The sequence below is a fragment of the Pseudomonas sp. B6002 genome (assembly GCF_013385985.1).
In the GTDB taxonomy this organism is placed as follows: Bacteria; Pseudomonadota; Gammaproteobacteria; order Pseudomonadales; family Pseudomonadaceae; genus Aquipseudomonas.
This window is the reverse complement of record NZ_JACAOY010000012.1, coordinates 62,972-88,268: the sequence shown is the minus strand read 5'-3', so window position 1 is coordinate 88,268 and position 25,297 is coordinate 62,972. Positions and strand designations below refer to the sequence as shown.

The 25,297-nt window shown below is 61.5% G+C and carries 21 protein-coding genes; 10 read left to right on the top strand and 11 right to left on the bottom strand.

From position 1 onward, the window contains the following. Positions 1-73: 73 nt before the first annotated feature. The 5 genes from HX792_RS16600 to ureE all read right to left on the bottom strand — a co-directional run bounded on the left by HX792_RS16600 (position 74) and on the right by ureE (position 3,762). Complete coding sequence (locus HX792_RS16600; protein ID WP_176997103.1) at positions 74-1,183, bottom strand: AGE family epimerase/isomerase; 1,110 nt, start codon at positions 1,181-1,183, stop codon at positions 74-76. Positions 1,184-1,354: 171 nt separating this feature from the next. Continuing rightward, on the bottom strand, positions 1,355-1,927 hold the full coding sequence (locus tag HX792_RS16595) for a HupE/UreJ family protein (protein WP_176997102.1): 573 nt from the start codon (positions 1,925-1,927) through the stop codon (positions 1,355-1,357). Positions 1,928-1,951: 24 nt separating this feature from the next. Next, the gene (gene ureG, locus HX792_RS16590) at positions 1,952-2,566 is read right to left on the bottom strand and encodes an urease accessory protein UreG (protein WP_016972570.1); all 615 of its coding nucleotides are present in this window, start codon (positions 2,564-2,566) and stop codon (positions 1,952-1,954) included. Positions 2,567-2,590: 24 nt separating this feature from the next. Then, positions 2,591-3,265, bottom strand: coding sequence for an urease accessory protein UreF (locus HX792_RS16585; protein ID WP_176997101.1), 675 nt, complete (start codon positions 3,263-3,265; stop codon positions 2,591-2,593). Beyond that, entirely contained in the window at positions 3,262-3,762 is a 501-nt protein-coding gene (gene ureE, locus HX792_RS16580) for an urease accessory protein UreE (protein WP_176997100.1), read from the bottom strand. The genes HX792_RS16585 and ureE overlap by 4 nt, the downstream gene beginning before the upstream one ends. A gap of 339 nt (positions 3,763-4,101) precedes the next feature. Between ureE and HX792_RS16575 the strand changes: the two genes are divergently transcribed. Then, positions 4,102-4,608 carry a C40 family peptidase gene (locus HX792_RS16575; protein WP_176997099.1) on the top strand — a complete coding sequence of 169 codons (507 nt, stop codon included), beginning with the start codon at positions 4,102-4,104 and terminating at the stop codon, positions 4,606-4,608. A 5-nt stretch (positions 4,609-4,613) separates the two neighbouring features. Here HX792_RS16575 and HX792_RS16570 read toward each other — a convergent pair whose 3' ends face one another. After that, a complete protein-coding gene (locus HX792_RS16570) occupies positions 4,614-5,246 on the bottom strand; it encodes a TetR family transcriptional regulator (RefSeq protein ID WP_110623849.1) in 633 nt (210 codons plus the stop codon). Positions 5,247-5,396: 150 nt separating this feature from the next. Further along, positions 5,397-5,765: a hypothetical protein gene (locus HX792_RS16565; RefSeq protein WP_176997098.1), complete on the bottom strand. Its 369-nt coding sequence runs from the start codon at positions 5,763-5,765 to the stop codon at positions 5,397-5,399. A gap of 345 nt (positions 5,766-6,110) precedes the next feature. On the opposite strand from HX792_RS16565, the gene HX792_RS16560 reads away from it, so the two are divergent. Beyond that, positions 6,111-8,180: an AsmA family protein gene (locus HX792_RS16560; protein WP_176997097.1), complete on the top strand. Its 2,070-nt coding sequence runs from the start codon at positions 6,111-6,113 to the stop codon at positions 8,178-8,180. A 134-nt stretch (positions 8,181-8,314) separates the two neighbouring features. On the opposite strand, the gene HX792_RS16555 is transcribed toward HX792_RS16560, so the two are convergent. Both HX792_RS16555 and HX792_RS16550 read right to left on the bottom strand, forming a co-directional pair. Further along, positions 8,315-8,845: a bacterioferritin gene (locus tag HX792_RS16555; RefSeq protein WP_176997096.1), complete on the bottom strand. Its 531-nt coding sequence runs from the start codon at positions 8,843-8,845 to the stop codon at positions 8,315-8,317. Positions 8,846-8,943: 98 nt separating this feature from the next. Further along, positions 8,944-9,843 (bottom strand): LysR substrate-binding domain-containing protein, encoded by a 900-nt coding sequence (locus HX792_RS16550; protein WP_176997095.1) that lies wholly within the window; start codon positions 9,841-9,843, stop codon positions 8,944-8,946. Positions 9,844-9,979: 136 nt separating this feature from the next. Here HX792_RS16550 and HX792_RS16545 point away from each other — a divergent pair, with 136 nt between their 5' ends. After that, positions 9,980-10,621 carry an FMN-dependent NADH-azoreductase gene (locus HX792_RS16545; protein WP_176997094.1) on the top strand — a complete coding sequence of 214 codons (642 nt, stop codon included), beginning with the start codon at positions 9,980-9,982 and terminating at the stop codon, positions 10,619-10,621. 93 nt (positions 10,622-10,714) lie between these two features. Further along, positions 10,715-11,605: a triacylglycerol lipase gene (locus tag HX792_RS16540; protein ID WP_176997093.1), complete on the top strand. Its 891-nt coding sequence runs from the start codon at positions 10,715-10,717 to the stop codon at positions 11,603-11,605. Between the two features lie 31 nt (positions 11,606-11,636). Here the strand turns inward: HX792_RS16540 and HX792_RS16535 are convergent, their stop codons facing one another. After that, positions 11,637-12,524: a DMT family transporter gene (locus HX792_RS16535; protein WP_176997092.1), complete on the bottom strand. Its 888-nt coding sequence runs from the start codon at positions 12,522-12,524 to the stop codon at positions 11,637-11,639. Positions 12,525-12,621: 97 nt separating this feature from the next. Between HX792_RS16535 and HX792_RS16530 the strand changes: the two genes are divergently transcribed. The 4 genes from HX792_RS16530 (at position 12,622) to HX792_RS16515 (ending at position 15,651) form a co-directional block, all read left to right on the top strand. After that, positions 12,622-13,410 carry a helix-turn-helix transcriptional regulator gene (locus tag HX792_RS16530; RefSeq protein ID WP_176997091.1) on the top strand — a complete coding sequence of 263 codons (789 nt, stop codon included), beginning with the start codon at positions 12,622-12,624 and terminating at the stop codon, positions 13,408-13,410. A 72-nt stretch (positions 13,411-13,482) separates the two neighbouring features. Continuing rightward, positions 13,483-13,785 carry a PsiF family protein gene (locus HX792_RS16525; protein ID WP_176997090.1) on the top strand — a complete coding sequence of 101 codons (303 nt, stop codon included), beginning with the start codon at positions 13,483-13,485 and terminating at the stop codon, positions 13,783-13,785. A gap of 204 nt (positions 13,786-13,989) precedes the next feature. After that, positions 13,990-15,003 carry an AI-2E family transporter gene (locus HX792_RS16520; RefSeq protein ID WP_176997089.1) on the top strand — a complete coding sequence of 338 codons (1,014 nt, stop codon included), beginning with the start codon at positions 13,990-13,992 and terminating at the stop codon, positions 15,001-15,003. A 60-nt stretch (positions 15,004-15,063) separates the two neighbouring features. Then, on the top strand, positions 15,064-15,651 hold the full coding sequence (locus HX792_RS16515) for a hypothetical protein (RefSeq protein WP_176997088.1): 588 nt from the start codon (positions 15,064-15,066) through the stop codon (positions 15,649-15,651). Between the two features lie 102 nt (positions 15,652-15,753). Here HX792_RS16515 and HX792_RS16510 read toward each other — a convergent pair whose 3' ends face one another. Further along, positions 15,754-17,022: an Hsp70 family protein gene (locus HX792_RS16510; RefSeq protein ID WP_176997087.1), complete on the bottom strand. Its 1,269-nt coding sequence runs from the start codon at positions 17,020-17,022 to the stop codon at positions 15,754-15,756. A 238-nt stretch (positions 17,023-17,260) separates the two neighbouring features. On the opposite strand from HX792_RS16510, the gene HX792_RS16505 reads away from it, so the two are divergent. Further along, complete coding sequence (locus HX792_RS16505) at positions 17,261-18,199, top strand: DnaJ C-terminal domain-containing protein (RefSeq protein WP_176997086.1); 939 nt, start codon at positions 17,261-17,263, stop codon at positions 18,197-18,199. 81 nt (positions 18,200-18,280) lie between these two features. Further along, positions 18,281-25,222, top strand: a complete 6,942-nt coding sequence (locus HX792_RS16500) for an NEL-type E3 ubiquitin ligase domain-containing protein (RefSeq protein WP_176997085.1) — start codon at positions 18,281-18,283, stop codon at positions 25,220-25,222. Positions 25,223-25,297: the final 75 nt, after the last annotated feature.

Below are 25,297 nucleotides of genomic sequence, written 5' to 3'. Positions count from 1 at the left end.
CGGCAAGCCGGCTCCTACAGAGGAATGCGATCAACCTGTAGGAGCCGGCTTGCCGGCGATAGGGCCCTTAAGCTCAGCCCAAATGCTGGATCAACCCCTGATAACAGGTCGCCAAATGATAAGGCGTGGTCGACGGCATATCCCGCCGGCTGACAAGCCCCTGATCATTCAGGCACTCATTCCAACCCTTCTCATGCAAGAACCGCAGTTGCAGCGCCCGTAGCTGGCGCTGCAAGACCGCTTCGCTGTTCGGCCGCAAGGTGAGTGCCCGCAGATATTCCGCCTGTGCCCAGATACGCTGTGTGCCATCGCGCACGGTGCCGTCCAGGGCCAGCATGCCGCTGACCGCCCCCGTTACGTTATCCACACCCTTCTGCTCGGCGTAGGCAAACGCGCGGGTCAGTGACGCATGCAGCGGCGTGCCGCGCAGCACATCCGACGATTCCAGCAAAAAAAACCACTCGAACTGGTGGCCCGGTTCAAACCAGTTATCCACAGCGCCCAGCGGTTTCTCCATCATCACGCCATGCTGGCGGTCGATGAAGCGCTGCTGCATGGCCGTCGCCAAGGCCAGCAGGGCCGCTTGTACGTCGGCATCGTCGCGCACCGCGAGGGTGGCGAGGAAACCTTCGGCCAAGTGCATCAACGGGTTCTGCAACGGGCCGGACTTGAGGGATGACCAATTGCGTTCCAGCACCGCTTCGTACAGGCCGTCGCCGGTGGCAAAGCGCTGGGCAACCACTTCCAGGGCGGCGTTGAGCACCGATTCCACCAGCGGCTCGCGCACTTTGGCCCAGTAGTGGGCGCAGGCGAAGATGATGAAGGCGTGGGTGTAGAGGTCTTTGCGCTTGTCCAGCGGCTTGCCGGCCGGGTCGATGCTGTAGAACCAGCCGCCGTGCTCGGCATCGTGGAAATGCCGTTGCAAGGAGCGGAACAGCGCAGCGGCGCGTTCCTCGGCAAACGCGGCGCCGGGTTCGCCGATCAGACTGGCGAACAGGTACAACTGCCGGGCGCAGGCCATGGCGCGATAGCGTTGCGGGGGCAGCGGCTGATGGTCGGCGTCCAGTGCTTCATAGGGCAAGGCCAGGTCGGCATTCCAGCCCGGGCCCTGCCAGAGCGGCACGATCAGGCTGTGGAAGTGCGTGAGCACGGCGTTCAAGGCGGAGTGTGGAGCGGTGGGCATTGGCTGGCGTCGTCACGGCAGGGGTGTAGGCGCGCATGGTAGCAGGGTTGGGTTCTGTGGTGTCTGTGGGACCGCTATCGCAGGCAAGCCAGCTCCCACATTTGATTGGGTTCGCAGATCAAAATGTGGGAGCTGGCTTGCCTGCGATGAGGCCCTGACAGGCGCCGCAAATCAGCCCGCGAGCAACCAAACCCCAGTCGCCGCCGAAGCCGCCCCGGCAATCCGAACCAACGGCGCCGCCGCAGCCGGCAGGAAACGCACCACCGCATAACCCGCCGCGTGCAACACCGCCGTCGCCCCGACAAAACCAGCCGCATACGCCCACGGGCTAGACATGTCCGGCAGCTCCAAACCATGGGCCACGCCGTGGAACAAGGCAAACAATGCAGTCGCCCCGACGGCCACGAACAACGGCGGGCGAACGGCCAAGGCCACCGCCAGGCCCAGTGCGAGCACCGAGGCGGCAATCCCGCTTTCCAGCGCCGGCAGTTCCAGGCCTTCAAAGCCCAGCAGGCCGCCGATCAGCATGGTGCCGACGAACGCACACGGCAGCGCCCAGCGCGCGTTGCCTTTTTGCTGCGCGGCCCACAGGCCGACAGCGACCATGGCCAGCAAGTGATCGATACCGCCCAGAGGGTGGCTGATGCCGGCCACCAGCCCGTTATCGCCATGCCCGGGGTGAGCAAAGGCGAGGGCGGGGGCGAGCAGCAGGGCGGCGGTGGCGAGAAGTTTGTTGAGACCCATGAGCAGGCTCCTTTCAGGGTGGGATCAGGCCGCAGTCAGCAGGCCCTGACGTTCGATAAAGGCGACGATGTCATCCAGGCCGACACCGGTTTTCTGGTTGCTGAACACAAAGGGTTTGCCGTTGCGCATGCGTGTGGTGTCGCTGTTCATCAGCTCCAGCGATGCACCGACCAACGGCGCCAGGTCGATCTTGTTGATCACCAGCAAGTCGGATTTACAGATACCCGGGCCGCCCTTGCGTGGCAGCTTGTCGCCGGCCGACACATCGATCACGTAGATGGTCAGGTCCGACAGCTCCGGGCTGAAGGTCGCCGACAGGTTGTCGCCACCGGACTCCACCAGGATCAGATCCAGGCCGGGAAAGCGCCGGTTGAGCTGGTCCACGGCTTCCAGGTTGATCGATGCATCCTCGCGGATCGCGGTGTGCGGGCAGCCACCGGTTTCCACGCCGATGATGCGCTCGGGCGCCAGGGCCTGGTTGCGCACCAAAAAGTCGGCGTCTTCACGGGTATAGATGTCGTTGGTGACCACGGCCAGGTTGTAGCGGTCACGCAGGGCCAGGCACAGCGCCAGGGTCAGCGCGGTTTTGCCGGAGCCCACCGGGCCGCCGATGCCGACGCGCAGGGGTTGTGTGTTCATGTGCTTCTCCAAGGTAATGGGGCTCTAGGAACGAAACAGGCGGCTGTACTGGCGCTCATGGGCCATGCACGCCAGGGACAGGCCGAATGCAGCACTGCCGATGTGGTTGAGATCGATGCGGCTGGCGTCCTGCTGGGCTTGCTGCAGCAAGGGCAGCAGCTCACTGGTCAGGCGCTGCGCCGCTTGTTGGCCCAGGGGCAGGGTTTTCATCAATACGGCCAACTGGTTTTCCAGCCAGCTCCACAGCCACGCGGCCAGGGCGTCATCGGGGCTGATGTGCCAGGCACGGGCGGCCAGGGCCCAGCCGAGCGCCAGGTGCGGTTCGGCCTGTTGTTCAAGAAGGTGGCGAGCGGCGGCGTCGAGTTCGGGCAAGCCGTTCAACAACTGCTGCAGGGAGTAGCCCATTTGGCGACTCTCTTGATACAGCTCGCGGGTCTCACGGCTGGCGCGGTGTTCTTCGTATAACTGCGTCAGGCGCGGCCAGTCCTGCTCGGCGGCGGCACGGCAATGGGCGAGCAGCAGCGGCGCTTCGAAACGGGCCAGGTTGAGCAGCAATTGGTCGCTGATCCAGCGCCGGGCGCTGGCTGCGTCATTGACGCGGCCGTTCTCCACGGCCATCTCCAGGCCCTGGGAATAGCTGTAGCCGCCAATCGGCAGTTGCGGGCTGGCCAGGCGCAGTAGCGCCCATGCTGGGTTCATAGGCGTACGCCGAACTGGTGCAGCTTGGGCGGGTAGTTGAAGTCTTCATCGCCATGGCGCGAATGGTGGTGGCCGCCCCCATAGGCGCCGTGTTCCGGCTGGAACGGTGCCTCGATGGTTTCAGTGGTGGCGCCCAGTTGTTCGAGCATGGCCTTGAGTACGTAATCATCGAGCAGGCGCAGCCAGCCGTCGCCGACTTGCAGGGCCACATGCCGGTTGCCGAGGTGATAGGCGGCGCGGGTCAGTTCAAAGGCGCTGCTGCAGGTGACGTGCAGCAGTTGTTCAGGGCGTGCGCACACGCGTACGACACGTCCGTCTTCTGCTTGTAGGAACTCGCCATCGTGCAGCGGCGGTTGGCCGCGCTCCAGGAACAGGCCGACGTCTTCGCCTTCGGCACTGAAACAGCGCAGGCGGCTTTTGCTGCGGGCTTCGAAATTCAGCAGCAGTTCGGCGGCCCAGAGGGCTTGGGGGGCGATTCGGCGGTGGATCACCAGCATCAGGAAGCTTCCAGCTAAGAGCGATGAAAGAGCTAGAGCAAGGGCCTTGCCAATCACGCCGGGGAGTGGGAATTCCCTGTAGGCAGGCACGGACGTGCCACCCAATAGGGCGTCGAACCATTGGGTGAGTGTTTCAAAATGGTGCGTGCCTGGATTTATAGCACCGGATCCGGGCGTTTTGCGTTGAGAACGGCTCTGCGCTGCATGAAGTTTCTTTCATCTATTTCGCGCTGGTGTTTTTTCGGATTTGTCCTACGCAGTATGTGGATTTGCCGTTCGTGCCGTTACGCGGGGGTTCTTTAGGCTTTGCGCCGTGTTTAATCCACTGCGACGTTCATCATGTTTCGATCAATTTTGTGTTTAGTCATTGTCAGTCTGTCTTTCTTCACGGCCTCGGCCTCGGCCAATGTTCAACCCCGTGCCGCGTTCGGCGCTTCACTGCAGGGCATAAAGCCCACCTCCATCGACGACGTCATTGATCGTGCCCACGAGTTGTTGGGTACGCCGTATAAATGGGGCGGGACGTCGGCGGAGCAGGGTTTCGATTGCAGCAGCCTGCTGGTCTATCTGTTCAAGACTGAAGCCAATATCCAGATCCCGCGCACGACGGCGGCCATGCACCGTTCAACGGCGCAGACCATCAAGCGTGAGGCGCTCAAGCCCGGGGACGCGGTGTTCTTCAAGGGCAACGGGCGTGGCCAGGTCAGCCATGTTGGCCTTTATATCGGGGCGGGCAAGTTCATTCATTCGCCGCGCACGGGCAAAAACGTGCGTATCGATTCGTTAAGCAATAGTTACTGGAACAAGCACTACACCACCGCCAAACGCTTTCACACGTCGGGATGACCTTTTTACTCGGTGCTGCCCAGGCCTTGCCAATGCTTGAGGCCGATAAAGATAAAGCGCAGTTGCTGGGTGATTTTCGCCTGGGGCGTGAGGTGGGCCGGCAGGGCCTGGGCCGGAGGGTCGATGATGTCCGGCAGGGTGGCGAACACACTCTTGACGATCAAGTCGGCCATCACATGCAAGCCTTCGGCATCCAGGTGCTGGAGTTTGGGCATCAACGTGAGGTCGGCCGCCAGGTCGCGGGTGATGTCTTCACGCAACGCACCGATGGCCTGACGCACGGCCAGGCAGCCACCGTATTGCTCGCGGGCGAGGAACAAAAATTGGGAGCGGTTGGCCGAGACCACGTCGAGGAAGATCCGCACGGACGCATCGATGATCCCGCCCATCACGAATTCGTTATGACGCACCAGGCGAATGGTTGCGCGGAAGGTCTGGCCGACTTCACTGACCAGCACAAGCCCGAGTTGGTCCATGTCGTCAAAGTGGCGGTAGAACCCGGTGGGCACGATGCCCGCGGTCTTTGCTACTTCACGCAGGCTCAAACTGCCAAACCCACGGCCACACTCCATCAGATGGCGGGCTGCGTCCATCAAGGCGAGGCGGGTCTGTTGCTTCTGTTCGGCGCGGGGCAGCATGGCGAGCGGGCTTTGTCGGCAAGTACAGCGACGCACTCTAGCAAAACCGCTTTGCCGGCGTCGAACTTGGCGAGGGTGGTGCGAGGCGTGATCTATAGAAAAGCAAAAGCCCGATCGGCAGATCGGGCTTTTTTCTGGGCCACCACGGGCTTAGCTCTGAGCTTGATGCAGTTCTTGCAGACGGTCCGCACCACCTTCGGCAACGCCATCGGTGTAAGCGCGTTTGTTGGCTTGTTCAGCACCGCCTTCAACCAGACCTTTCTGTTCCAGGCGATCACGGCCACCTTCAGCAACACCTTCGGTGTAGGCGCGTTTGTTGGCGTGTTCCGAACCGTTTTCAGCAACACCTTTGGCGTAGTCGCGGTTCTCTTCTTCTTGCGAACCGCTGCGAGCCAGGGTCTGGCTGGACTGAACGGCTTGCGCTTTGTTCTGTGGGGTGGCCTGTTCGGCGGCTGGCAGGGCAAAGGCACTGGAGGCCAGGACAGACAGCAGGACGGTAGCGAGTACTTGGCGTTTCATGATGGTTGCTCCTTGGGAGGGCGATAAAGTGGGTACAGGGCTAATGCTACTCTCGATAAGTCGATATAAAAGTTCATAAACACAATGGTAATAATCAACAGAATTGATTGTTCCCGGCAGAGGCTCTAGAACGCGCCTCTCAAGCCCGCGGTTTTGCACCGTGGTGGGTATTTTCGACACGACCCTGGGTAACAATGGTGCGCCGTCGATGCTGGAAACTGTCCGTTCGATCAGAAAACTGGCTTTTTGCGACTAAAACGGTGATCCGGTTAAACCCCCGCGCCGTTTGCCAGTCGTAGCCTTATGAGCTGTAGTTCAGCTAGTCGTATTCAGGAGTCATGTGCAATGACGCGCACTCGTAAAATCGTTGTCTGGAGCTGCGCCAGCTTCGCTCTGTTAATCGCTGCGCTGGTGTTGGTCCTGGTGTTTTTCGATTGGAACCGCATCAAGCCGCCGCTCAATGCCAAAGTCTCCGAAGAGCTGCATCGACCGTTTGCCATCAATGGCAACCTGGCGGTGGTGTGGGCGCGTGAGCCGGATCAAGGCGGCTGGCGTGCCTGGGTGCCGTGGCCCCATGTGATTGCCGAAGACCTGACCCTGGGCAACCCCGACTGGTCGAAGAAACCGCAGATGGTCACCCTCAAGCGTGTGGAATTGCGCATCTCGCCGCTGGCGTTATTGGCCCAGCGTGTAGTGATCCCGCGCATCGACCTCACTGAGCCGAGCGCCGACCTGCAACGCTTGGCCGATGGCCGTGCCAACTGGACCTTCACGTTCGACCCCAAGGACCCGAATGCCGAACCGTCGAGTTGGGTAGTGGATATCGGTGCCATCGGCTTCGATAAAGGTCATGTGACCCTCGACGACCAGACCCTCAAGACGCAGTTGGATGTGACTATCGATCTGCTGGGCAAACCGATTCCCTTTGGTGAAATCGTCGGCGCCGCCGATGCCAAGAAGGCCCAGGAAAAAGGATCAAACCCCCAGGACTATGCGTTCGGCCTCAAGGTAAAAGGCCAATACCACGGCCAGAAGCTCGACGGCACTGGCAAGATCGGTGGCCTGCTCGCCTTGCAGGACGCGGCCAAGCCGTTCCCGTTGCAGGCTCAGGTGAAAATCGCCGACACCAGCATCGCCCTGGCCGGTACGTTGACCGACCCCCTCAACCTTGGCGCCCTCGACCTGCGCCTGAAACTGTCCGGTAGCAGCCTGGGCAACCTTTACCCGCTCACCGGCGTCACCTTGCCGGATTCGCCGGCGTATTCCACCGACGGCCACTTGATTGCCAAGCTACATGAAGCCAACGGCGCCTCGTTCACCTACGAGAACTTCAACGGCAAGATCGGCAACAGCGATATCCATGGCAACCTCGGCTACCTCGCCAGCCAGCCACGGCCCAAGCTCACGGGCTCGCTGGTGTCCAACCAACTGTTGATGACCGACCTGGCTCCGCTGATCGGCGCCGATTCCAACGCCAAGCAAAAGGCCCGTGGTGGCGAAAGCAAACAACCCGCGACCAAAGTGCTGCCGGTGGAAGAATTCCGTACCGAGCGCTGGCGCGACATGGATGCCGATGTGGAATTCACCGGCAAGCGCATCGTGCAGAGCGCCGAATTGCCGTTCACTGACCTCTATACGCACCTGGTGCTCAACGATGGTGAACTGAGCCTTGAGCCCCTGCGCTTTGGCGTGGCCGGTGGAAAGCTGGATGCGCAAATTCGCTTGAACGGCCGCACCACGCCGATGGAAGGTCGCGCCAAACTCACCGCGCGCAACTTCAAGCTCAAGCAACTGTTCCCGACGTTTGAGCCGATGAAAACCAGCTTTGGTGAGCTCAATGGCGACGCGGACATTGCCGGGCGTGGCAACTCCGTTGCAGCGCTGCTGGGCAGCTCCGACGGCAACCTCAAGATGCTGATCAATGACGGCGCCATCAGCCGTGGCCTGATGGAAATTGCCGGGCTCAACGTGGGCAACTACGTGGTCGGTCGCCTGTTTGGTGACAAGGAAGTGAAGATCAACTGCGCAGCGGCGGACTTCGGCATCAAGACCGGCCTGGCGACCACTCGCCTGTTTGTGTTCGATACCGAGAACGCGATCATCTACATCGATGGCACCGCGAACATGGCCACCGAGCAACTGGACCTGACCATCACGCCGGAGTCCAAGGGCTTTCGCATGTTCTCGTTGCGTTCGCCGCTGTACGTCAACGGGCCGTTCATCAAGCCCAATGCTGGCGTGAAAGCCGTACCGCTGATGCTGCGTGGCGCGGGGATGGTGGCGCTGGGTGTGATCGTCGGGCCTGCGGCCGGGCTGCTGGCGCTGGTGGCGCCGAGTGGTGATGTGCCCAATCAGTGCGCGCCGCTGTTGCAGCAGATGAAGGAAGGCAAGGCGCCGAAAACGGTGAAGGGCTAACTGACGAAACCGGAACCAAAAATGTGGGAACTGGCTTGCCTGCGATAGCGCTGTAACAGTCAACAGATGCGTTGACGGTTGGATAGCTATCGCGGGCAAGCCCGCTCCCACATTGGGTTCAGAGGTGTTGCGGTTTACAGGTCTTGCAGAATGTCCGCCATGTCGTCGGCGTGCTCTTCTTCCTGGGCCAGGATTTCTTCGAACAGGCGGCGGGTGGTTGGGTCTTTGTCGCCGATGTATTGGATGATCTCGCGGTAGCTGTCCACCGCGATGCGCTCAGCCACCAGGTCTTCGTAGACCATTTCCTTGAGGTTCTTGCCCGCGACGTACTGCGCGTGGGAGTGCTTGGACAGCAGGTCAGGGTTGAACTCCGGCTCACCGCCTAGTTGCACGATGCGTTCGGCCAGTTTGTCGGCATGCTCGGCTTCCTGGGTAGCGTGCTCCAGGAACTCGCTGGCGGCCACGCTGGCCTTGAGGCCGTTGGCCATGAAGTAGTGGCGCTTGTAGCGCAGTACGCAGACCAACTCTGTGGCCAGCGACTCGTTGAGCAAGCGGATGATTTCTTCGCGGTCGGCGTCGTAGCCTTCAGTGACGGCGCCATTTTCGACGTTTTGGCGGGCGCGGCTGCGCAGGGTGGCAACGTCGGTCAAGTGTGCTTCAGTCATCTCAATCTCCTGGTGCTAATCCGGTTTTACGCCACGCTCTGTTGGCGTGATCGCTCCAAGTTGTGAGTGTTGGCTGAAGCAAAAAGTTTTATCGGATTTCAAAGGGCATGGCCGGATAGCTTTGCCTCCTCCTGCACCCACTGGAAAAACGCACGCACCGGCGGATGACGCTCACGCCCCGGCACGCACAGGGCGCTGTAACCGGCGCCGTCGACGTGGACCTGCGGCTTGTAGGGCACCAGCAAACCGGTGGCAACACTCTCCGACACCAGGATGTTGCTCGCCAGCACCAACCCTTGGCCGGCAATGGCCGCCTGCAACGCGTAGTGCTCTTCGTCGTATTCGCGCAGCAGGGCCGTGTGAGCCAGCCATGTCTCGCCTGATTTCTCACACCAAGCCTGCCACCCCAAGGCGTACAGCTCGGAGTTGTGCCAGCGCACGCTGATTAGCGTCGGCACCTGGCTGCTCGCTCGTGCGATCTGTTCGGGAGAGCCGTACACCGCAAAGCGCTCATCGAACAGGCACTCGCCGTACAGGTGCGGGTAGTCGCCGAGGCTGTAGCGAATCACGAGGTCGACGCTGGCGTCCTGTTGCAGGTCAACCACGTCACACTGGGTATCCAGGCGCAGGCTGATGTCGGGGTGGGCTGCATAAAAACGCCCCAGCCGCGGCACCAGCCACAACGCGGCAAACGCCGGGGTGGTGGAGACGGTGAGCTGCCCGGCGCTGCGTTGCGGGCGCAACGTGTCGAGGCTATGGGCGACGTCCAGCAGGGCGCCGTGCACGCTGCGAAACAGTCGCTCACCGCCTTCGGTGAGGCGCACCTGGCGCGGCAGGCGCTCGAACAACGGCACGCCCAGCCAGGTTTCCAGGCTGCGTATCTGGTGGGACACCGCCGTAGGCGTCACCGACAGCTCCAGGGCGGCCGCCTTGAAGCTCAATAGTCGCGCTGCCGATTCAAAGGTGCGCAGGGCGGTGAGGGGGAGGGAGGCAAACATTGGGGCTCCATGGATGAAATAAACTCATCCGGATTAACTATTGCTCATTTGTCGGGCCGTGCGCTTATCACTAGATTTGCGAGCAATAGCGGTGGCCAGTCAGGTCACCAGAGTCTAACTCGTGAAGGTGATACAGATGAAAAAAATGCTAGTAATTCACGCCAGCCCGCGTGGCGAACGTTCCCATTCCCGACGCTTGGCCGAATCATTTCTCGATGCCTGGCAGGCTGGCAACCCGGGTTCACAAGTGACCCGTCGCGAAGTCGGCCGGGCGTTTATCCCCCATGTGACCGAGGCCTTCGTGGCGGCCAATTTCTATCCCGAACCGCAGGCGTTGCCGAAGGTAATGAAGGCCGACCTGCAGTTGAGTGACGAACTGGTGGGCGAGTTGATCGAGCACGAACTGCTGGTGATTTCGATGCCCCTCTACAACTTCGGCGTGCCCAGTGGCCTCAAGGCCTGGATCGATCAGATCGTGCGCATGGGCTTGACCTTCAACATCACCCAGGACAGCAACGGTATCGCCCAGTATGAAGGGCTGTTGAAGGGTAAAAAGGCGCTGATCATCACCAGTCGCGGTGGCAGCGGGTTCGGCCCGGGTGGCGAGTTCGAGTGGATGAACCATGCCGACCCGCACCTGCGTACCGCGTTGGGCTATATCGGTATCGACGATATCAGCGTGATTGCCGCCGAGGGTGAAGAGTCGGACAAAAGTGTATTCAAGCGCTCATACGATGAAGCCGAGCGCCAATTGCACGATTTTGCCGGGCGCTTTTAAGGTGTCATGAGTCTGTCACCGGGTGGTCATGTCGATTTATGAAACGCTGGTCTAGGATGGGTTCATCGCCTTTCCTATCAGGACCCCTGTGCCATGCCGCACTCCCTTGCCACGCGTTATCCCCTAGTGCTGGTGCCCGGCATGCTGGGGTTCGTGCGCCTGGGGTGGTTTCCCTACTGGTATGGCATCGTCCCTGCGCTGCGCAACGGTGGCGCACAGGTCTTCCCGGTGCAGGTGGCGCCGCTGGATTCCAGTGAGGTGCGTGGCGAGCAATTGCTGGTGCAGATCGAGCGGATCCGCCGCGAAACCGGTGCCGACAAGGTCAACCTGATTGGCCACAGCCAGGGCTCGCTCACCGCCCGTTACGCGGCGGCCAAGCGCCCGGAATGGGTGGCGTCGGTCACCTCGGTGGCGGGGCCCAACCATGGGTCGGAACTGGCAGACCATATCCACACCCATTACCCCGCCGACAGCGTGAAAGGGCGCCTCATGAGTGCGCTGTTTCACTTGGTGGCCGGGGTGATGAGCCTGTTGGAAACCGGTTATCGGGGGCCGCGTTTCAAGGCCGACTTGCACGCCTCCCACCTGTCCCTGACCAGCGCGGGTGTGGCGCTGTTCAACCGCCAGTACCCACAAGGTTTGCCGCAGACCTGGGGCGGGCAGGGCGCAGAAGAGGTCAATGGCGTTCGCTACTACTCGTGGTCTGGCACCTTGCAGCCGGGCAAGACCGATCGCGGGCGCAACCTGCTGGACGGCACGAACCGCAGCTGCCGCTTGTTTGCCCGAAGCTTTGTGCGGGAAAAGGGCCAGTGCGATGGCATGGTGGGACGCTACAGCTCACACCTGGGCGCGGTGATTGGCGACGACTACGCGCTGGACCACTTCGACATCGTCAACCAATCGATGGGCTTGGTTGGGAAGGGGGCTGAGCCGATTCGGTTGTTTGTCGAGCATGCACAGCGGTTGAAAGCCGCGGGGGTCTAGCCAAGAGACCGCGTTATCGTTCATCGCCGGATCAGGCAACACCAACCTCGCGGCGCACCGGCGTCGTCCAACGCTCCGACAAAATCACCCCACCCAAGGTCAGCAAACCGCCGACCAAGTGATACATCGCCAATTGCTCCTTCAACACCACCGCCGCAATCAACGCGGTGATCAGCGGCAGCAGGTTGAAAAACAGCGTGGTACGGCTCGGCCCGAGCGTCTTCACCGAGTGCATCCACGCCAGCGGCGCCAACATCGAGGCGAGCAAGCAGGCGTACAGCACCAGCGGGATGTTCGCCCAGCCCAGGCCCGCTTTTGTCGAGAACAGGAACAGCGGAAACAACACCACCACGGCCACCAGGATCTGCAAGTACAGCAGCACCAGGGGCGGCAGGCGCAGGTGCCACTTTTTCAGCAAGGTGCTGTAGACCGCGTAGGCCAGGGTGGCGACCAACATCATCGCGTCCCCCAGGTTGACCCCGTGTTGCAACAGCGCGCCCAGGCTACCGGCCGAGACCACCACCACCACGCCGGCGAAGGACAGCACGGCACCGGTCAGCGCGCCAAAGGTGAGGCGCTGGCCGAGGCTGATGATCGCGGCCGTCAGCGCCATCAACGGCATCAGCGACAGGATGATGCCCATGTTGGTCGCCGTGGTGACCGTCGCCGCGTAGTACGCCAGGCTTTGGTACACCGCCATGCCGAGTACGCCGAGGATGAAAATCTTGCCCAGGTTCGGGCGGATCTGCGCCCAGTTGGCGATCACCGGCTTGAGCATGAACGGCGTGAACAGCAGCGCCGCCAGCAGCCAGCGGTAAAAGCCGATCTCGGCGGGGAAAATCGAGCCCACGGCGAGTTTGTTGACCACGGTGTTGCCGGCCCAGATAAAGATGGCCAGCAGGGGATACGCGTATTGCATCGAAAGAAACCAGATAGGTTGGTGAGGCAGGATTATCCCTTGTCTGGATCGCAGCCTATACTGCGAACCAGCCAACCGACCTCTGTATCCAGACAACATGCCCAGACACACCGTCCGCCTCGCGGATTTCCCCAGCCTGCCGAGTCCGGTCTACTTCCGCTATTCCGAGTTTGCCCCCGACACCGAGTGCACCCCGCACCGGCATTTCTGGGGTTCGCTGGACTATTCGGCCAGCGGCGTGATGCGCATGGAGGTGGCGGGCAGCCGGTTTATGTCGCCGCCGCAGTACGCCGTGTGGATCCCGCCGGATACCGAACACAGCTCCTACAACGCCCAGGCGATTGTCTACCGCTCCGTGGGCCTGGCGCCGGAGCTGTGCGAGCACCTGCCACAGGTGCCCTGCACCCTGGCCGTCAGTGAGATCCTCAAGGCCATCCTCAGTGACTTTGCCCGGCGCGACGTCAACATCCCGCGGACCGATGCTGATATTCGCCTGGCCCAGGTGCTGGTGGACCAGCTCAAGCAGGCGCCGGTCCACGATTGCTTCCTGCCCTACGCCCGCCACCCTGGAGTCTTGGGTGTGCTGGAGGGCATGCAGGCCGATCCGGGTGACAACCGCCCCCTGGCGCAATGGGCCGAGCAGGTGCACGTGAGCGAGCGCACCCTGGCCCGGCAATTTGTGCGGGAGGTGGGCATGAGTTTTGGCGAGTGGCGCCAGCGCCTGCGTTACCTGGCAGCGATTGACGCGCTGGGCAGCGAACGCAGCGTGCAGCATGTGGCGTTTGACCTGGGCTACAGCACCGCGTCGGCGTTTATTGCGATGTTCCAGCGCCACGCCGGTTGCACCCCCGAGCAGTACCGTCGGTCGAATATCCGCGCCCGCTGAAGATGTAACAGGCTTTGACTACACTGCTGGGTAGGCCGCGCCCCTTCGGTGCGGTAACAGGGAGAAAACTCCATGAAGATGCTGCGTATTCCGCTGTTGATGATGGGCCTGCTGCTGTGTTCCCAGGGTTTTGCCGCGACCGCCCAGCAAAATAAGATGACCACCTGCAACGCCGACGCCACCACCAAGGCCTTGAAAGGCGATGAGCGCAAAGCCTTCATGAGCACCTGCCTGAAGGCGGCCCCGGCCGCCAACGACGCCAAGACCCTGACGCCGCAACAGCAGAAGATGAAAGACTGCAATGCGTCGGCGAAAACCAAGGCGCTGACTGGCGATGCGCGCAAGACATTTATGAGTACGTGTCTAAAAGGCTGATTAAATTTGCCCAGGCGCTGGCGTTCAATGTGGGAGCTGGCTTGCCTGCGATAGCCTCGCCTCGGTCTGACTGAGGCACCGAGTTGCCTGCATCGCAGGCAAGCCAGCTCCCACACTTGATCGCATTCGCAACCAACCCACTCGCTTGATTCCTTCAAGGCTGGCAGACTGCCAATCCTTTAAAGCCGTTCGTTTTGAGGCTGTATGCCAACGTTTTCTCAGCGTCACGTGATATTGCTGGCCAGCTACATCATCATTTTCGGCGGACTGCTGCTGGTACTGCCGCTCAAGTTGCTGCCCAGCCTGCTGGCCGGCCTGCTGGTTTTTGAACTGGTCAATATGCTCACCCCCCAACTGCAACGGCTGATCGAAGGCCGGCGTGCGCGTTGGCTGGCGGTGGCCTTGCTCGGCACCTTGATCGTCAGCGTGCTGACCCTGATCTTTGCCGGCGCCATCAGCTTCTTGCTCCACGAAGCGGAAAATCCCGGGGCCTCCCTCGACAAATTCATGGGCGTGGTCGACCGCGCGCGCGGCCAGCTGCCGCCGTTCCTCGACGCCTACCTGCCGGCCAGCGCTGCTGAGTTCCGCGTGGCCATTGGCGATTGGCTGAGCAAGCACCTGAGCGAGCTGCAACTGGTGGGCAAAGATGCCGCCCACATGTTCGTCACCCTGCTGATCGGCATGGTGCTCGGCGCGATCATCGCCCTGCAGCGTGTGCCCGACCTGACCAAGCGCAAACCCCTGGCCGCCGCACTGTTCGACCGCCTGCACCTGCTGGTCCAGGCCTTTCGCAACATTGTCTTCGCCCAGATCAAGATCGCCGCGCTGAACACCGCCTTCACCGCGATCTTCCTCGCGGTGGTGCTGCCGTTGTGCGGAATCCACTTGCCGCTGACCAAGACCCTGATCGTACTGACCTTCCTGCTCGGCCTGCTGCCGGTGATCGGCAACCTGATGTCCAACACACTGATCACCATCGTCGCGCTGTCGCTGTCGATCTGGGTGGCGGTGGCGGCGTTGGGCTATTTGATCGTGATCCACAAGATCGAGTACTTCCTCAACGCGCGCATCGTAGGCGGGCAGATCAGTGCCAAATCGTGGGAATTGCTGCTGGCGATGCTCGTATTCGAGGCGGCATTCGGCCTGCCTGGCGTAGTGGCGGGGCCGATTTATTATGCGTATCTCAAGAGCGAGCTGAAGCTCGGCGGGATGGTTTGACGCGATAACGGAAGCGCTTTTGCTTCGTGGACTTTAAAGGGACTTAGAGGGAAGTAGACAGTGAGCGACAACATCTACGCGCCGCCAACGGCGCAGTTGAGCGATAGGGTAAAGGCATCGCCTGAGTTTTACGTCATCTCCAAAAAGAAGCTGCTGATTCTCAGCCTGCTCAGTTTTGGGCTGTACACCTATATCTGGTCGTATAAAAACTGGCGCCTGTACAAGGACTTCCACCAGGTGGAGATCTGGCCGCTGGCCCGGGCCATTTTCTTTTTTTTCTTCATGCATCAGTTGTATCGACGGGCCGATGATCGCGTGGCCCGCAGCGGTCGCAAATTCGATTTTGACTTCGAACAATGGGCGACCGTGTTCGTGGTGGTCACCTTAGGTTCCAGGTTTTTCGGAGCGGCCGCGAGGCGGATCGATCGCTGGGAGGCCTACGAGCCCCTGACGATTCTGGCGGTGCCGCTGTGTGCCTATATCCTCCAGCAAGCCCAAGGCCTGATCAATTTCGCGGCGGATGATCCAGAAGGCTTGAGCAACGACCGTTTCACGCTGTGGAACTACCTGGTGATCGTGCCGGGCGTGGTCATGTGGTGCCTGACGTTGGTTGGGCTTTGGGCCATCTACTTTGAGGGGAAGGTCTGAGGCTGGACGACCGCCATCGCCGGCAAGCCGGCTCCTACAGGTTTACGCAAACCCTTGTAGGAGCCGGCTTGCCGGCGATCACGATTTCACTGGCGCGAAGCCTCAGTAGCCGTACCGCTTACTGGCCTCAATCGCCAGACCACTGCCGATACTGCCAAAGATATTGCCTTCCACATGCCGCGCATTCGGCAGCATTGCCGAGATGCTGTGGCGCAGCGCCGGGATCCCGCTGGAACCGCCGGTAAAGAACACCGTGTCCACCTGCGCCACGCTCACCGAAGCGTCGTTGAGCAATTGCGTCACGCTGCCCCGCACGCGCTCCAGCAGGCCGTCGATGGACGACTCGAATAACGCCCGGCTCAAGTCCACGCTCAAGCCCGCTTCGATACGGTCCAACGCCACGTGGCGGTTTTCTTCGTGGGTCAGCTGGATCTTGGTCTCTTCCACTTCCATCGCCAGCCAGTGCCCGGCGCGCTGTTCGATCAACTTGAACAGGCGGTCGATGCCACCGGTGTCTTCGATGTCGTAGCGCATGCTGCCCAGGGCCAGCTGGGATTTCTGCGAGTACACCGAGTTGATGGTGTGCCAGGTGGCCAGGTTCATGTGGTGGCTGGTGGGCATGTAGGCGCCACTCTTCATGCGGCTGCCGTAGCCGAACAGCGGCATCATGCCGTTGAGCGAGAGCTGCTTGTCGAAGTCGGTCCCGCCGATGTGCACACCGCCGGTGGCGAGGATGTCGTCGTGGCGGTTGTCGTTATGGCGACGGTCCGGCGACAGGCGCACCAGGGAGAAGTCCGACGTGCCGCCGCCGATGTCGACGATCAGCACCAGCTCTTCTTTCTCGATGGTGGACTCGTAGTCGAATGCGGCCGCGATCGGTTCGTACTGGAACGAGATGTCCTTGAAACCGATCTTGCGCGCCACGTCCACAAGGGTGTTCTCGGCTTCCTGGTCGGCCAGCGGGTCGTCATCGACGAAAAACACCGGGCGGCCCAGCACCACTTCTTCGAACTCGCGGCCGGCGGTGGCTTCGGCACGGCTCTTGAGTTGGCCGATAAACAGCGCCAGCAGGTCGGTAAATGGCATCGCTGTGCCCAGTACGCTGGTGTCGTGCTTGATCAGCTTGGAACCCAGCAGGCTCTTGAGCGAGCGCATCAAGCGGCCTTCGTAGTTTTCCAGGTACTCGTGCAGTGCCAGGCGACCGTACACCGGGCGACGCTCTTCGAAGTTGAAGAACACCACCGACGGCAAGGTGATCTTGTCGTCCTCCAGCGCCAGGAGTGTTTCCATGCCGGGGCGGATCCAGCCGACGGTGGAGTTGGACGTGCCAAAGTCGATACCGCAGGCACGGGCTGGGGATGGGTTTTCCATGACAATCAGGTTCCGGTTGAAAAACGGCCGCGCAGTGTATGCCAGTCGAAGGCGGATGCGTAGGCCGACCATCCGTTAAATCACGCTTGAAACTGCACGATTCGCCCCCACATCGGGTACATACGGCAAGCGCCGATAACACTTTGACGCACCCCCAGGCCACATCACTCAACAGGTGCAATGCAGCGCACGTTGTGCCCCGGGCTGTGCGATCTCGATTAAGGATGGTGAACCGCCGATGGATTTCAAAGACTACTACAAGATTCTGGGTGTCGAGCCGACGGCTGACGACAAGGAAATCAAGGCCGCGTACCGCAAGCTCGCGCGCAAATACCACCCGGATGTGAGCAAGGAAAAAGACGCCGAAGCCAAGTTCAAGGACGCGTCCGAAGCCTACGAAGCGCTCAAGAGCGCCGACAAGCGCGCCGAGTACGACGAGCTGCGCAAATACGGCCAGCATGGCCAGCCGTTCCAGGGGCCGCCGGGCTGGCAGAGCCGTGGTGGTTTTGGCGGCGGTGGCGGCGGAGAGGACTTCTCGGACTTCTTCAGTTCGATCTTCGGCTCCCGTGGCGACGGCTTCGGTGGCGGCCAACGTCGCCCGGCCGGGCGCAAGGGCCAGGACGTGGAGATGCAACTGACCGTGTCCCTTGAGGAGACGCTGTCGGCCGAGTCCAAGCAAATCAGCTTCCAGGTGCCGCAGTACGACGCCTCGGGCCGGCATGTGACCAACACCACCAAGAGCCTGAACGTGAAGATCCCCGCCGGCGTGGCCGACGGTGAGCGCATCCGCCTCAAGGCACAGGGCGCGCCAGGTATTGGTGGCGGCGCCAATGGCGACCTGTACCTGATCATCAAGTTTGCGCCGCATTCGAAGTTCGACGTCGAAGGCGAAAATCTGGTGATCACCCTGCCGCTGGCGCCGTGGGAACTGGCGCTGGGGGCCGAAGTGGCGGTGCCGACCCTGACCGGCAAGATCAACCTCAAGGTGCCTGCCGGCAGCCAGAACGGCCAGCGCATGCGCGCCAAGGGCCATGGTTTGCTGAACAAGGCCGGGGAGCGTGGTTTCCTCTACGTGCAACTCAAGGCGGTCATGCCCAAGCAGGCCGATGACGAGACCATTGCGCTGTGGCAGGAACTGGCGAAAAAGGCTGCGTTCAACCCTCGGGAAAACTTTTGATCACACGGCTCGGTAACTAACTACCGCTGAGCGCTCTCGCGGGCATGGTGTGCTGACTCTCCATTTCACAGGAGAGGCACCATGCCCGTTACCCCAGAACTCCCCCCCGCGTCCCTCAGCCTGCATGCTCCGCTGATCGAACAATCCCTGCCCGGCTGGGTCACCCAGGCCACGCCGCAACGACGTGAGGCGCTCAAGCAAAGTCCAGCGTCCGTTCCCGACTGGTATCGCCAAGCCTCCCCGGCGCAACGTCAGGCGCTCAATGATGCCGCCGTCGCCAGTTTCACTGCCCAGACCCAACTGGATCAGGCCGTGGCGACCCTGCAAGACATCGACAGCTTCGCCGAGCCCTTGCTGGTCAAGGCATTGCAAGACCAGTTCAACGTGCAGCTGGATGTGCACAAGACGCTGCTGCGGCTGGTCAAACCGGTGGCGCTCGGCGTATTCAACATCGAGATTTCCAGCTTTGAGGCACTGCGCCTTCCTCTGCTGCAAGCGGCACTGCATAACTTCGAAGCCGCCGAAGCCGAATCGGATGCTTTCCATCATACCTCCGGGTTTATCGGCCAGGACTCACAAGGCGGGCAGGCTGCTATCAACACCCCATTAAGCGTGGCGCAGTTCATTGGGCTGTGTCGCTCGTTGGATATTGGCGCGAAATATCAGGCGTACCTGAAAGCGTTTTTCTATCCGGACGATGCCCCGGCGCTGGCAACGCTGCGCTCGACCTTCACGAACGCACAAAAAGGAGCCCTGGGTGCCGCCGCTCAGTTGGCGCTGCTGAACAAAGACATTGAGCAGGCCGACTACCGCATGATCCGATCCGTCATCGACGGTGAGATCGCCCCCCGGATTGGCGGCAAGCCGGTCTGGTTTCGCGACCTCGCGTTGATGAACCACCGCATGACCGGCTGCATCGTGTTTGTTATCTGCGAGAAATACCGCTACAGCGACGAGCTGATTCTCTACATTCCCAACGACCCCTTCGCGCCGCTCAAACGCCACACTTGGACCAGCCTGCAGACACGGTTCAAACAGCGCTTTACCACGCGTGACGTGCCCGAGCCTGGGAATGGCCGTCCCAGCGTTTACCAGCGTTTTTTCAGCCAGTTCGTTGCCTATGCCGACCGGCCGGATTACTTCAGCCAGTTCACCCAGGACGCGTCAGGTACGGTCATTGATGACGTGCTGGCGCCCTTTGCCGCCTTGCTTAAGCAAATATGCGAGGGCACCAACCCGTTCAGGCTGTTCACCGAGATCAAGGGGGCTCCACCCATGCGGGCAACCCCTCAAGTGCCCAATGACGATCCCTATCTGGCCCCCGCCGCCCGGTCGCGCCCCGGTCACGGTATGTGGTCGGAAAACATCGATCTATGGGGTTACCTGTTCGACCGTCATCGCGAACAACTGATCGCTGACGCGCGCAGCCATGCTGTTCCGACGGCCGATGTGGATGCCCGGGTGCGTTCGGAGAAGTTCGCTCGCCTGCTCAATATCGGCATGCTGGTGTTCAATGCGGTGGCGATGCTAGTGCCCGTGCTGGGCGAAGCGATGATGGTGGTGATGGCGGGCCAGTTGCTGTACGAAACCTTCGACGGCGCCATTGAGTGGAGCGAAGGCAACCGCAGGGCCGCCAAGGCACACTTGCTCGATGTAGCAGAAAATATCGCCCTGCTTGCGGTCATGGCGGGGGCGGGCAAGGGCCTGGCCAAGCTGGCGGCGGTCAAGCCAGAGCCTGTGATCGAAGCGCTGGAACCCGTGGTATCGGCAGACGGTAAAGCGCGGTTATGGAGGCCCGACCTCAGCGCTTATGAAAGCCCCGTCACGCTGCCTGAAGGCGCCCGGCCCAATGCCTTGGGGCAATTCCAGGTCAACGGCAAAACCTATATTCGCCAGGCCGGCAAAGTCTATGAACAAACCTTTGACGAAGCGGCGCAGCGCTGGCGTATCCAGCACCCTACCGATAGCCGCGCGTATGCGCCGCCTCTCAGTCACAACCGTGCCGGTGCCTGGCGACACACACTTGAGCGTCCGCAAACCTGGGACCGTCTCACTTTGTTGCGGCGCATGGGGCACGTCACTGAGGCTTTTAACGACGAGCAATTGTTAAGCATCGCCGACATCAGCGGTATCGGTGATGCGCAATTGCGCAAGATGCACCTGGACAACGCGCCGCCGCCAGCGGCCCTTGCAGACACCCTGCGCCTGTTCGAAGCGGATCAGGGGGTGACGCGGGTGATCGAACAGGTCGAGACCGGCCAGGCCGTGGACGAGCATTACCTCTACGTGTTGCCCCTGGTGACCGAGATGCCGCGCTGGCCCCTGGGCCGTGTGCTGCAAGTGTTCGACGGGCCGCAACTGTCAGGGGCATCGATCAAGTATGGCGCTGAGCGGCTCTATCCGGGAGCGCCGTATAAACCGCCCATCCGCATCACCCGTGCGGACGTGCTGGGCAGCCAATTGCCGGATCGGATCCTGGCAGCGCTGGATGAATCCGAAGTCACCCAACTGTTGGGCGGCGAGCCGGCCCGGGTGAGGGAAAATCGTGTCCAGGAATTCAGAAAGCAGATCGCCGACCATGCGCGCACGCGTCAGCCGGCGTTGTTTGAAAGTCTTTGTCGGGGCAATGCCAGCAAAGACCCGCTGGTGACAAAGCTGCAGCGGCTGTATCCAGGGCTTGGCGAGTCGGGCGCCGAGGCGGTGCTGGCCGACGCTGACGCGCAGCAACGGGCTGACCTGCGTGCCACCGGTCGCGTACCGCTGCGCCTGCAGGAGCAGGCACGCTGGTACGTGCAGCAGAATCAGCTGGGGCATGCCATTGCCGGTTTACATATGGAAAATCTGGCCTCAGCCGCCAGCAAACGCTTGGCCCTGCACACCCTCGCCAGGCTGCCGGGTTGGTCCGACGCTGTGCGTCTGGAGCTGCGTGAGGAGCACATTGGTGGCCGTTTGCTGGAGGCTATCGGCAGCGACTCCGCTACCCAGCGCAAATATGTGGTCAAGAGTGGCCCGATGTTCCAGGCATTCAACGAGCGTGGCGAGGCACTCAACAGCCTGCCGCGCCAGGGTGACAACTTTTACGCATCGATCATGCACGCACTGCCCGATCAGTCGCGTCAGGCTCTCGGTATGCCGCAGGTGGCGCAGAGCGCGCAATTGCGCAGGGCAATCATTGACCAGGCGGTACGCCAGCGGCCTGAATCCCGAGCCATTGTCAACGGCGGCGCGGTAACAAAACGCTGGTTCAAGCCCCCGCAACGCATTTCTGCACAGTTGATCGGTTACCCCGCCAGTGGCCGCGGTCAATTGCACGCACCTCTGCTGGAAAGCCGGGTGCGTGACGTTTACCCGCAACTCACCGACGATCAGGTCAATGGTTTTATCTTTCAGCGGATGGTGGCCGGTGACAGCGAGCAGGAGATTTTTAACCTGCTCGGCAACCGCCTGCGCGAGTGGCAAAGCCTTGAGGCAGCCCTTGATCAATGGGTGCTTGAGCAGCCCCCGCAGCTACGCCGCGATGCGGTTTCCGAATTGAGCGGACGGCGGCAAGCGGCACAGGCCATCAAAGACTGCTGGAGGGCATCGCCCTTGGCGGAGTTGCCACGCTTTGGGAACCTGAATCTGTTCCTGGACGAACCACTACCCCCGCTGGACGCGGTTTTTTCCCATGTGCACAGCCTGAATATCGGCGGGCGCGGCATCAGCGACACCAACATCGAACAGGTGCTCGGTTATTTTCCCGAGGTGCAGAAGCTGACCGTGATCGTCACTCACCCTCAGTTGCGGACCGTGCCTGCTGCGCTTGCCAGGGTGCCGGGGGTGTCACGGTTGCATATCGTTTCCCACGTCGACTTCGACACCGAGCAAATAGCACGGCTGTCAACGCTCACCGGGCTGACTGAGCTGCACTTGGAGGGTGTCGTGCCCCCAGGGCATGCATTGGATGTCAGCCAGATGCCGCAACTGCGCGATTTGAAGATAAACCGAAGCTTTCAGGCAGGACTGCCCACCGGGGTTCTGGACCTGCCGCTGCTGGAACGTCTGGACCTCAAAGGTACCGCCATCAGCCGTTTGCCGGCGCGTCTATACGAACCGGGGCACGAGCGCCTGTGGTCAGGCTTGTCCCTGGACTGGTCATGGTTTGCGCGGGAAGACTTCCGCCAAGCCTATGACTATGTCCGCAGTCAGCCTATGCATCTGCTGGACCAGGAAGAAATGGTCAGTGGCTATTGCAAGGGCCAGTTGCAGCGCCTGGCCCGACTGGACAGCAGTGGTGCTTATTTCCCGCCGGCGCCTGGCCAGGCCGGAGAGTTGCAGCCGCTGTTCCTCCAGCTTTGGCCCGATGCCCCGGCGCGCTGGTCGGCGATTGAGGCGTTGACGGCGCAGCACGATCTTTTTGTGCAACCCCTGGAAGCCTGGGTTACCAACGGCGTATCCATGGAAGTCATACAGCGCAATAACATGGCAGGCGGTCTCAAACGCAGTTGGTACCAGGGTTTGCTCAAGCGCTATGGCGCGCGGCAGTATTCGGCAGACCTGGAGCTGCCCCGCGTGCGAATCAGCGAGTTTCCCCCGATGCCTCAACAGGGTTTCGAGCATGTGCAATCGCTGAACTTCAAAGGTGCCCGTTTGCCCGCGCAGACGCTGCCGGGTTTTGTGAGTGGTTTCAGCGGCCTGCGCGCTCTGAACCTGGGGGATTGCAGCCTCGCCGACCTGCCTTTGGGTACAGGTGATTGGGCGGGGCTGGAACATCTGGACCTGAGCCACAATCCGCTTGAAGGCCTGGATGTCGGCGCGATGGTCCACCTGCGTACGCTGGGGTTGAGCCACACCAGCCTGTCGGCTTGGCCATTGGGTTGGGAGAATTTGCCTGCACTGGAATGGCTAGATTTGCGCGGCAGCTACATCACCCAAGTGCCGCAGGGGGTGCTGGCTGATGACGCGGCCGTCCTGAGCACCAACCTGCTTGGCACACCGCTGACCGAGGCAGCCAGCTCGCACTGGGCTGCGGCCATGCAGCGGGTGGAACTGAACCAGGGGCTGTCGGCAGGCACCCTGGAGCGTTTTGGCCTGGAGCCCGTTCCCGAGCGGTTTCCACCTCAGGAAACCGGCCGTTCGTTGACCCATCACTTATTGCCCTTGCCCGCTCCGGAAGCGGCGAACAGCTCGCCGCAGCAACGCGTGTTGCGCCTATGGCCTGAGCTTCAGGCTGACGAGCTGCAGCGCTGGGCCACACGGATGGCCGACGAAGGGGTGAGCGAGCAACAGTTGCATACCCGGCTCGATGGGTGGAGTGGCCAGTTCGAGGCACTGGTGCGCCAGCTCAATGGCTGGCTATTCACCCGTGAAGCCCGTGGTTCAACGTGGACGGTGAGCGCCCAGATCCGCCGGCAGGCGGCTCTGCGGATCGTTGACGCCTGGCGCGAGGGACTGCGCGTGCGCGCTGTCGAACCGCTACGAAGCCTTGAACTGGAAGGCTTGCAATTGGGCGATCTGCCCCGGCTTCCCGACGCATTCGAGCACATTGAAACCTTGAACGCCGCGGGTGTGCTGCTTTCCGAGGCGGGCTCCGAAGGTTTCTTCGAAGCGTTTCCCCGTGTCCGCACGCTCGTACTCAATAACAATGCGTTGAGCGAACTGCCCCACGGGATTGCAGGCATGGCGCACCTGGAACGCCTGGAGCTGGCGGGGAACCTGCTCGCCGAGGGTGACGGGTTGTGTGCCACCCTGGCGCGATACCCCAACCTGCAGTGGCTGGACGTGAGCCAGAATCAGCTGGATGTATTCAGCGTCGACGGTCTACCACGCCTGCAAACCCTGCATATCAGCAGCAACCGCTTGGAGGAGTGGCCCGACGCAGTGTTGCAGTCGAGCGCCCTGCATACCCTGGACCTGCGCAACAACAATATCGAGTCCATACCCGCCGGGGCCCTCGACGGAACTCATGATCAATTGATGGAGGGCGTCGACCTGTCCGACAACATTGAATTGTCACGCGACAGCCTGGAGCGCTTACAGGGGTACGCTGCTGATACGGAGCGTTCCGCGGCGCTAGGACTGAGCCGTCGTGAGATCGAGGAGTTGTTGGGCGACAACCCGCAAAGTGACGGCGAGGCAGTGGAATCCGATGAGGAATTGCCTGAACCGCCGCCGGTGGATGAACAGGTGGGTGGTTGGTTGGGTAGCGTGCCGGTCGATGAGCAGAATCTGCGTCGTGAACGGTGGGCGCAATTGCTGAGCGAACCGGGCAATGCGGCATTCTTCCACCTGCTCGAACGCTTGCAAGACACCGAGGAGTACCGACTGGCGCGTGCCGATCTGACTCACCGGGTCTGGAGGGTGATGGACGCCGTCAACGATGATGCCGAGTTGCGCGGCACCGTGTTTGCCATGTCCAGCACCCACGGCACCTGCGTAGACGGGCGCATGCTCACCTTCAGTAACCTGGAGATCAAGGTTTTCGAGCATGATGCCTTACAAAGCATCGACCCCACGCGCTTGGATCAGAAAGGCCCGGCCCTGTTGAAGCTGGCGCGTCAGTTATTCCGCCTCGACAAGGTTGAAACCTTGGCCAATCAGGAAGCCAGGCCGGGCATGGACGCGGCCGAAGTGCGCCTGGAATACCGTATCGGCCTGCGTGATGCGCTGGACTTGCCAGGGCAGCCGACATACATGAGGTTCGGCAGGCCCCTGCGCGGCGCGGCGCAGAGCCGGGCGCTGGAGGCCGTGCGTGCGGCGGAAAGCTCCGAGGCGTTTTATGAGTACTTGATTAACGTCGATTACTGGGCTGCTTATCTTGAGGAAAAGTACCCCGCCGAGTTCGCTGAACTGGAACGCGTCAAATCGCAAAAGCGTGAGGCGTTGGAAATCGCCCATCCGCAGATCGACCAGCAATACGCCGAAGCCGCGACCATGCTGGATATCGAGTTGTCCACGGCGCGCAATGAAAAACTGATCGCCCTGTCACGTCGGGAAGTCGCCGAGCAGTCTGCCCAGCCCGGCCCTTCCAGAGACATTGCCTGAGGCACAACAGTAACTATCTAGGCTTTGACTGCGGGGGGCATCCGATAGGCTGGTTTTTTCAGTCAAGCGGAGTTC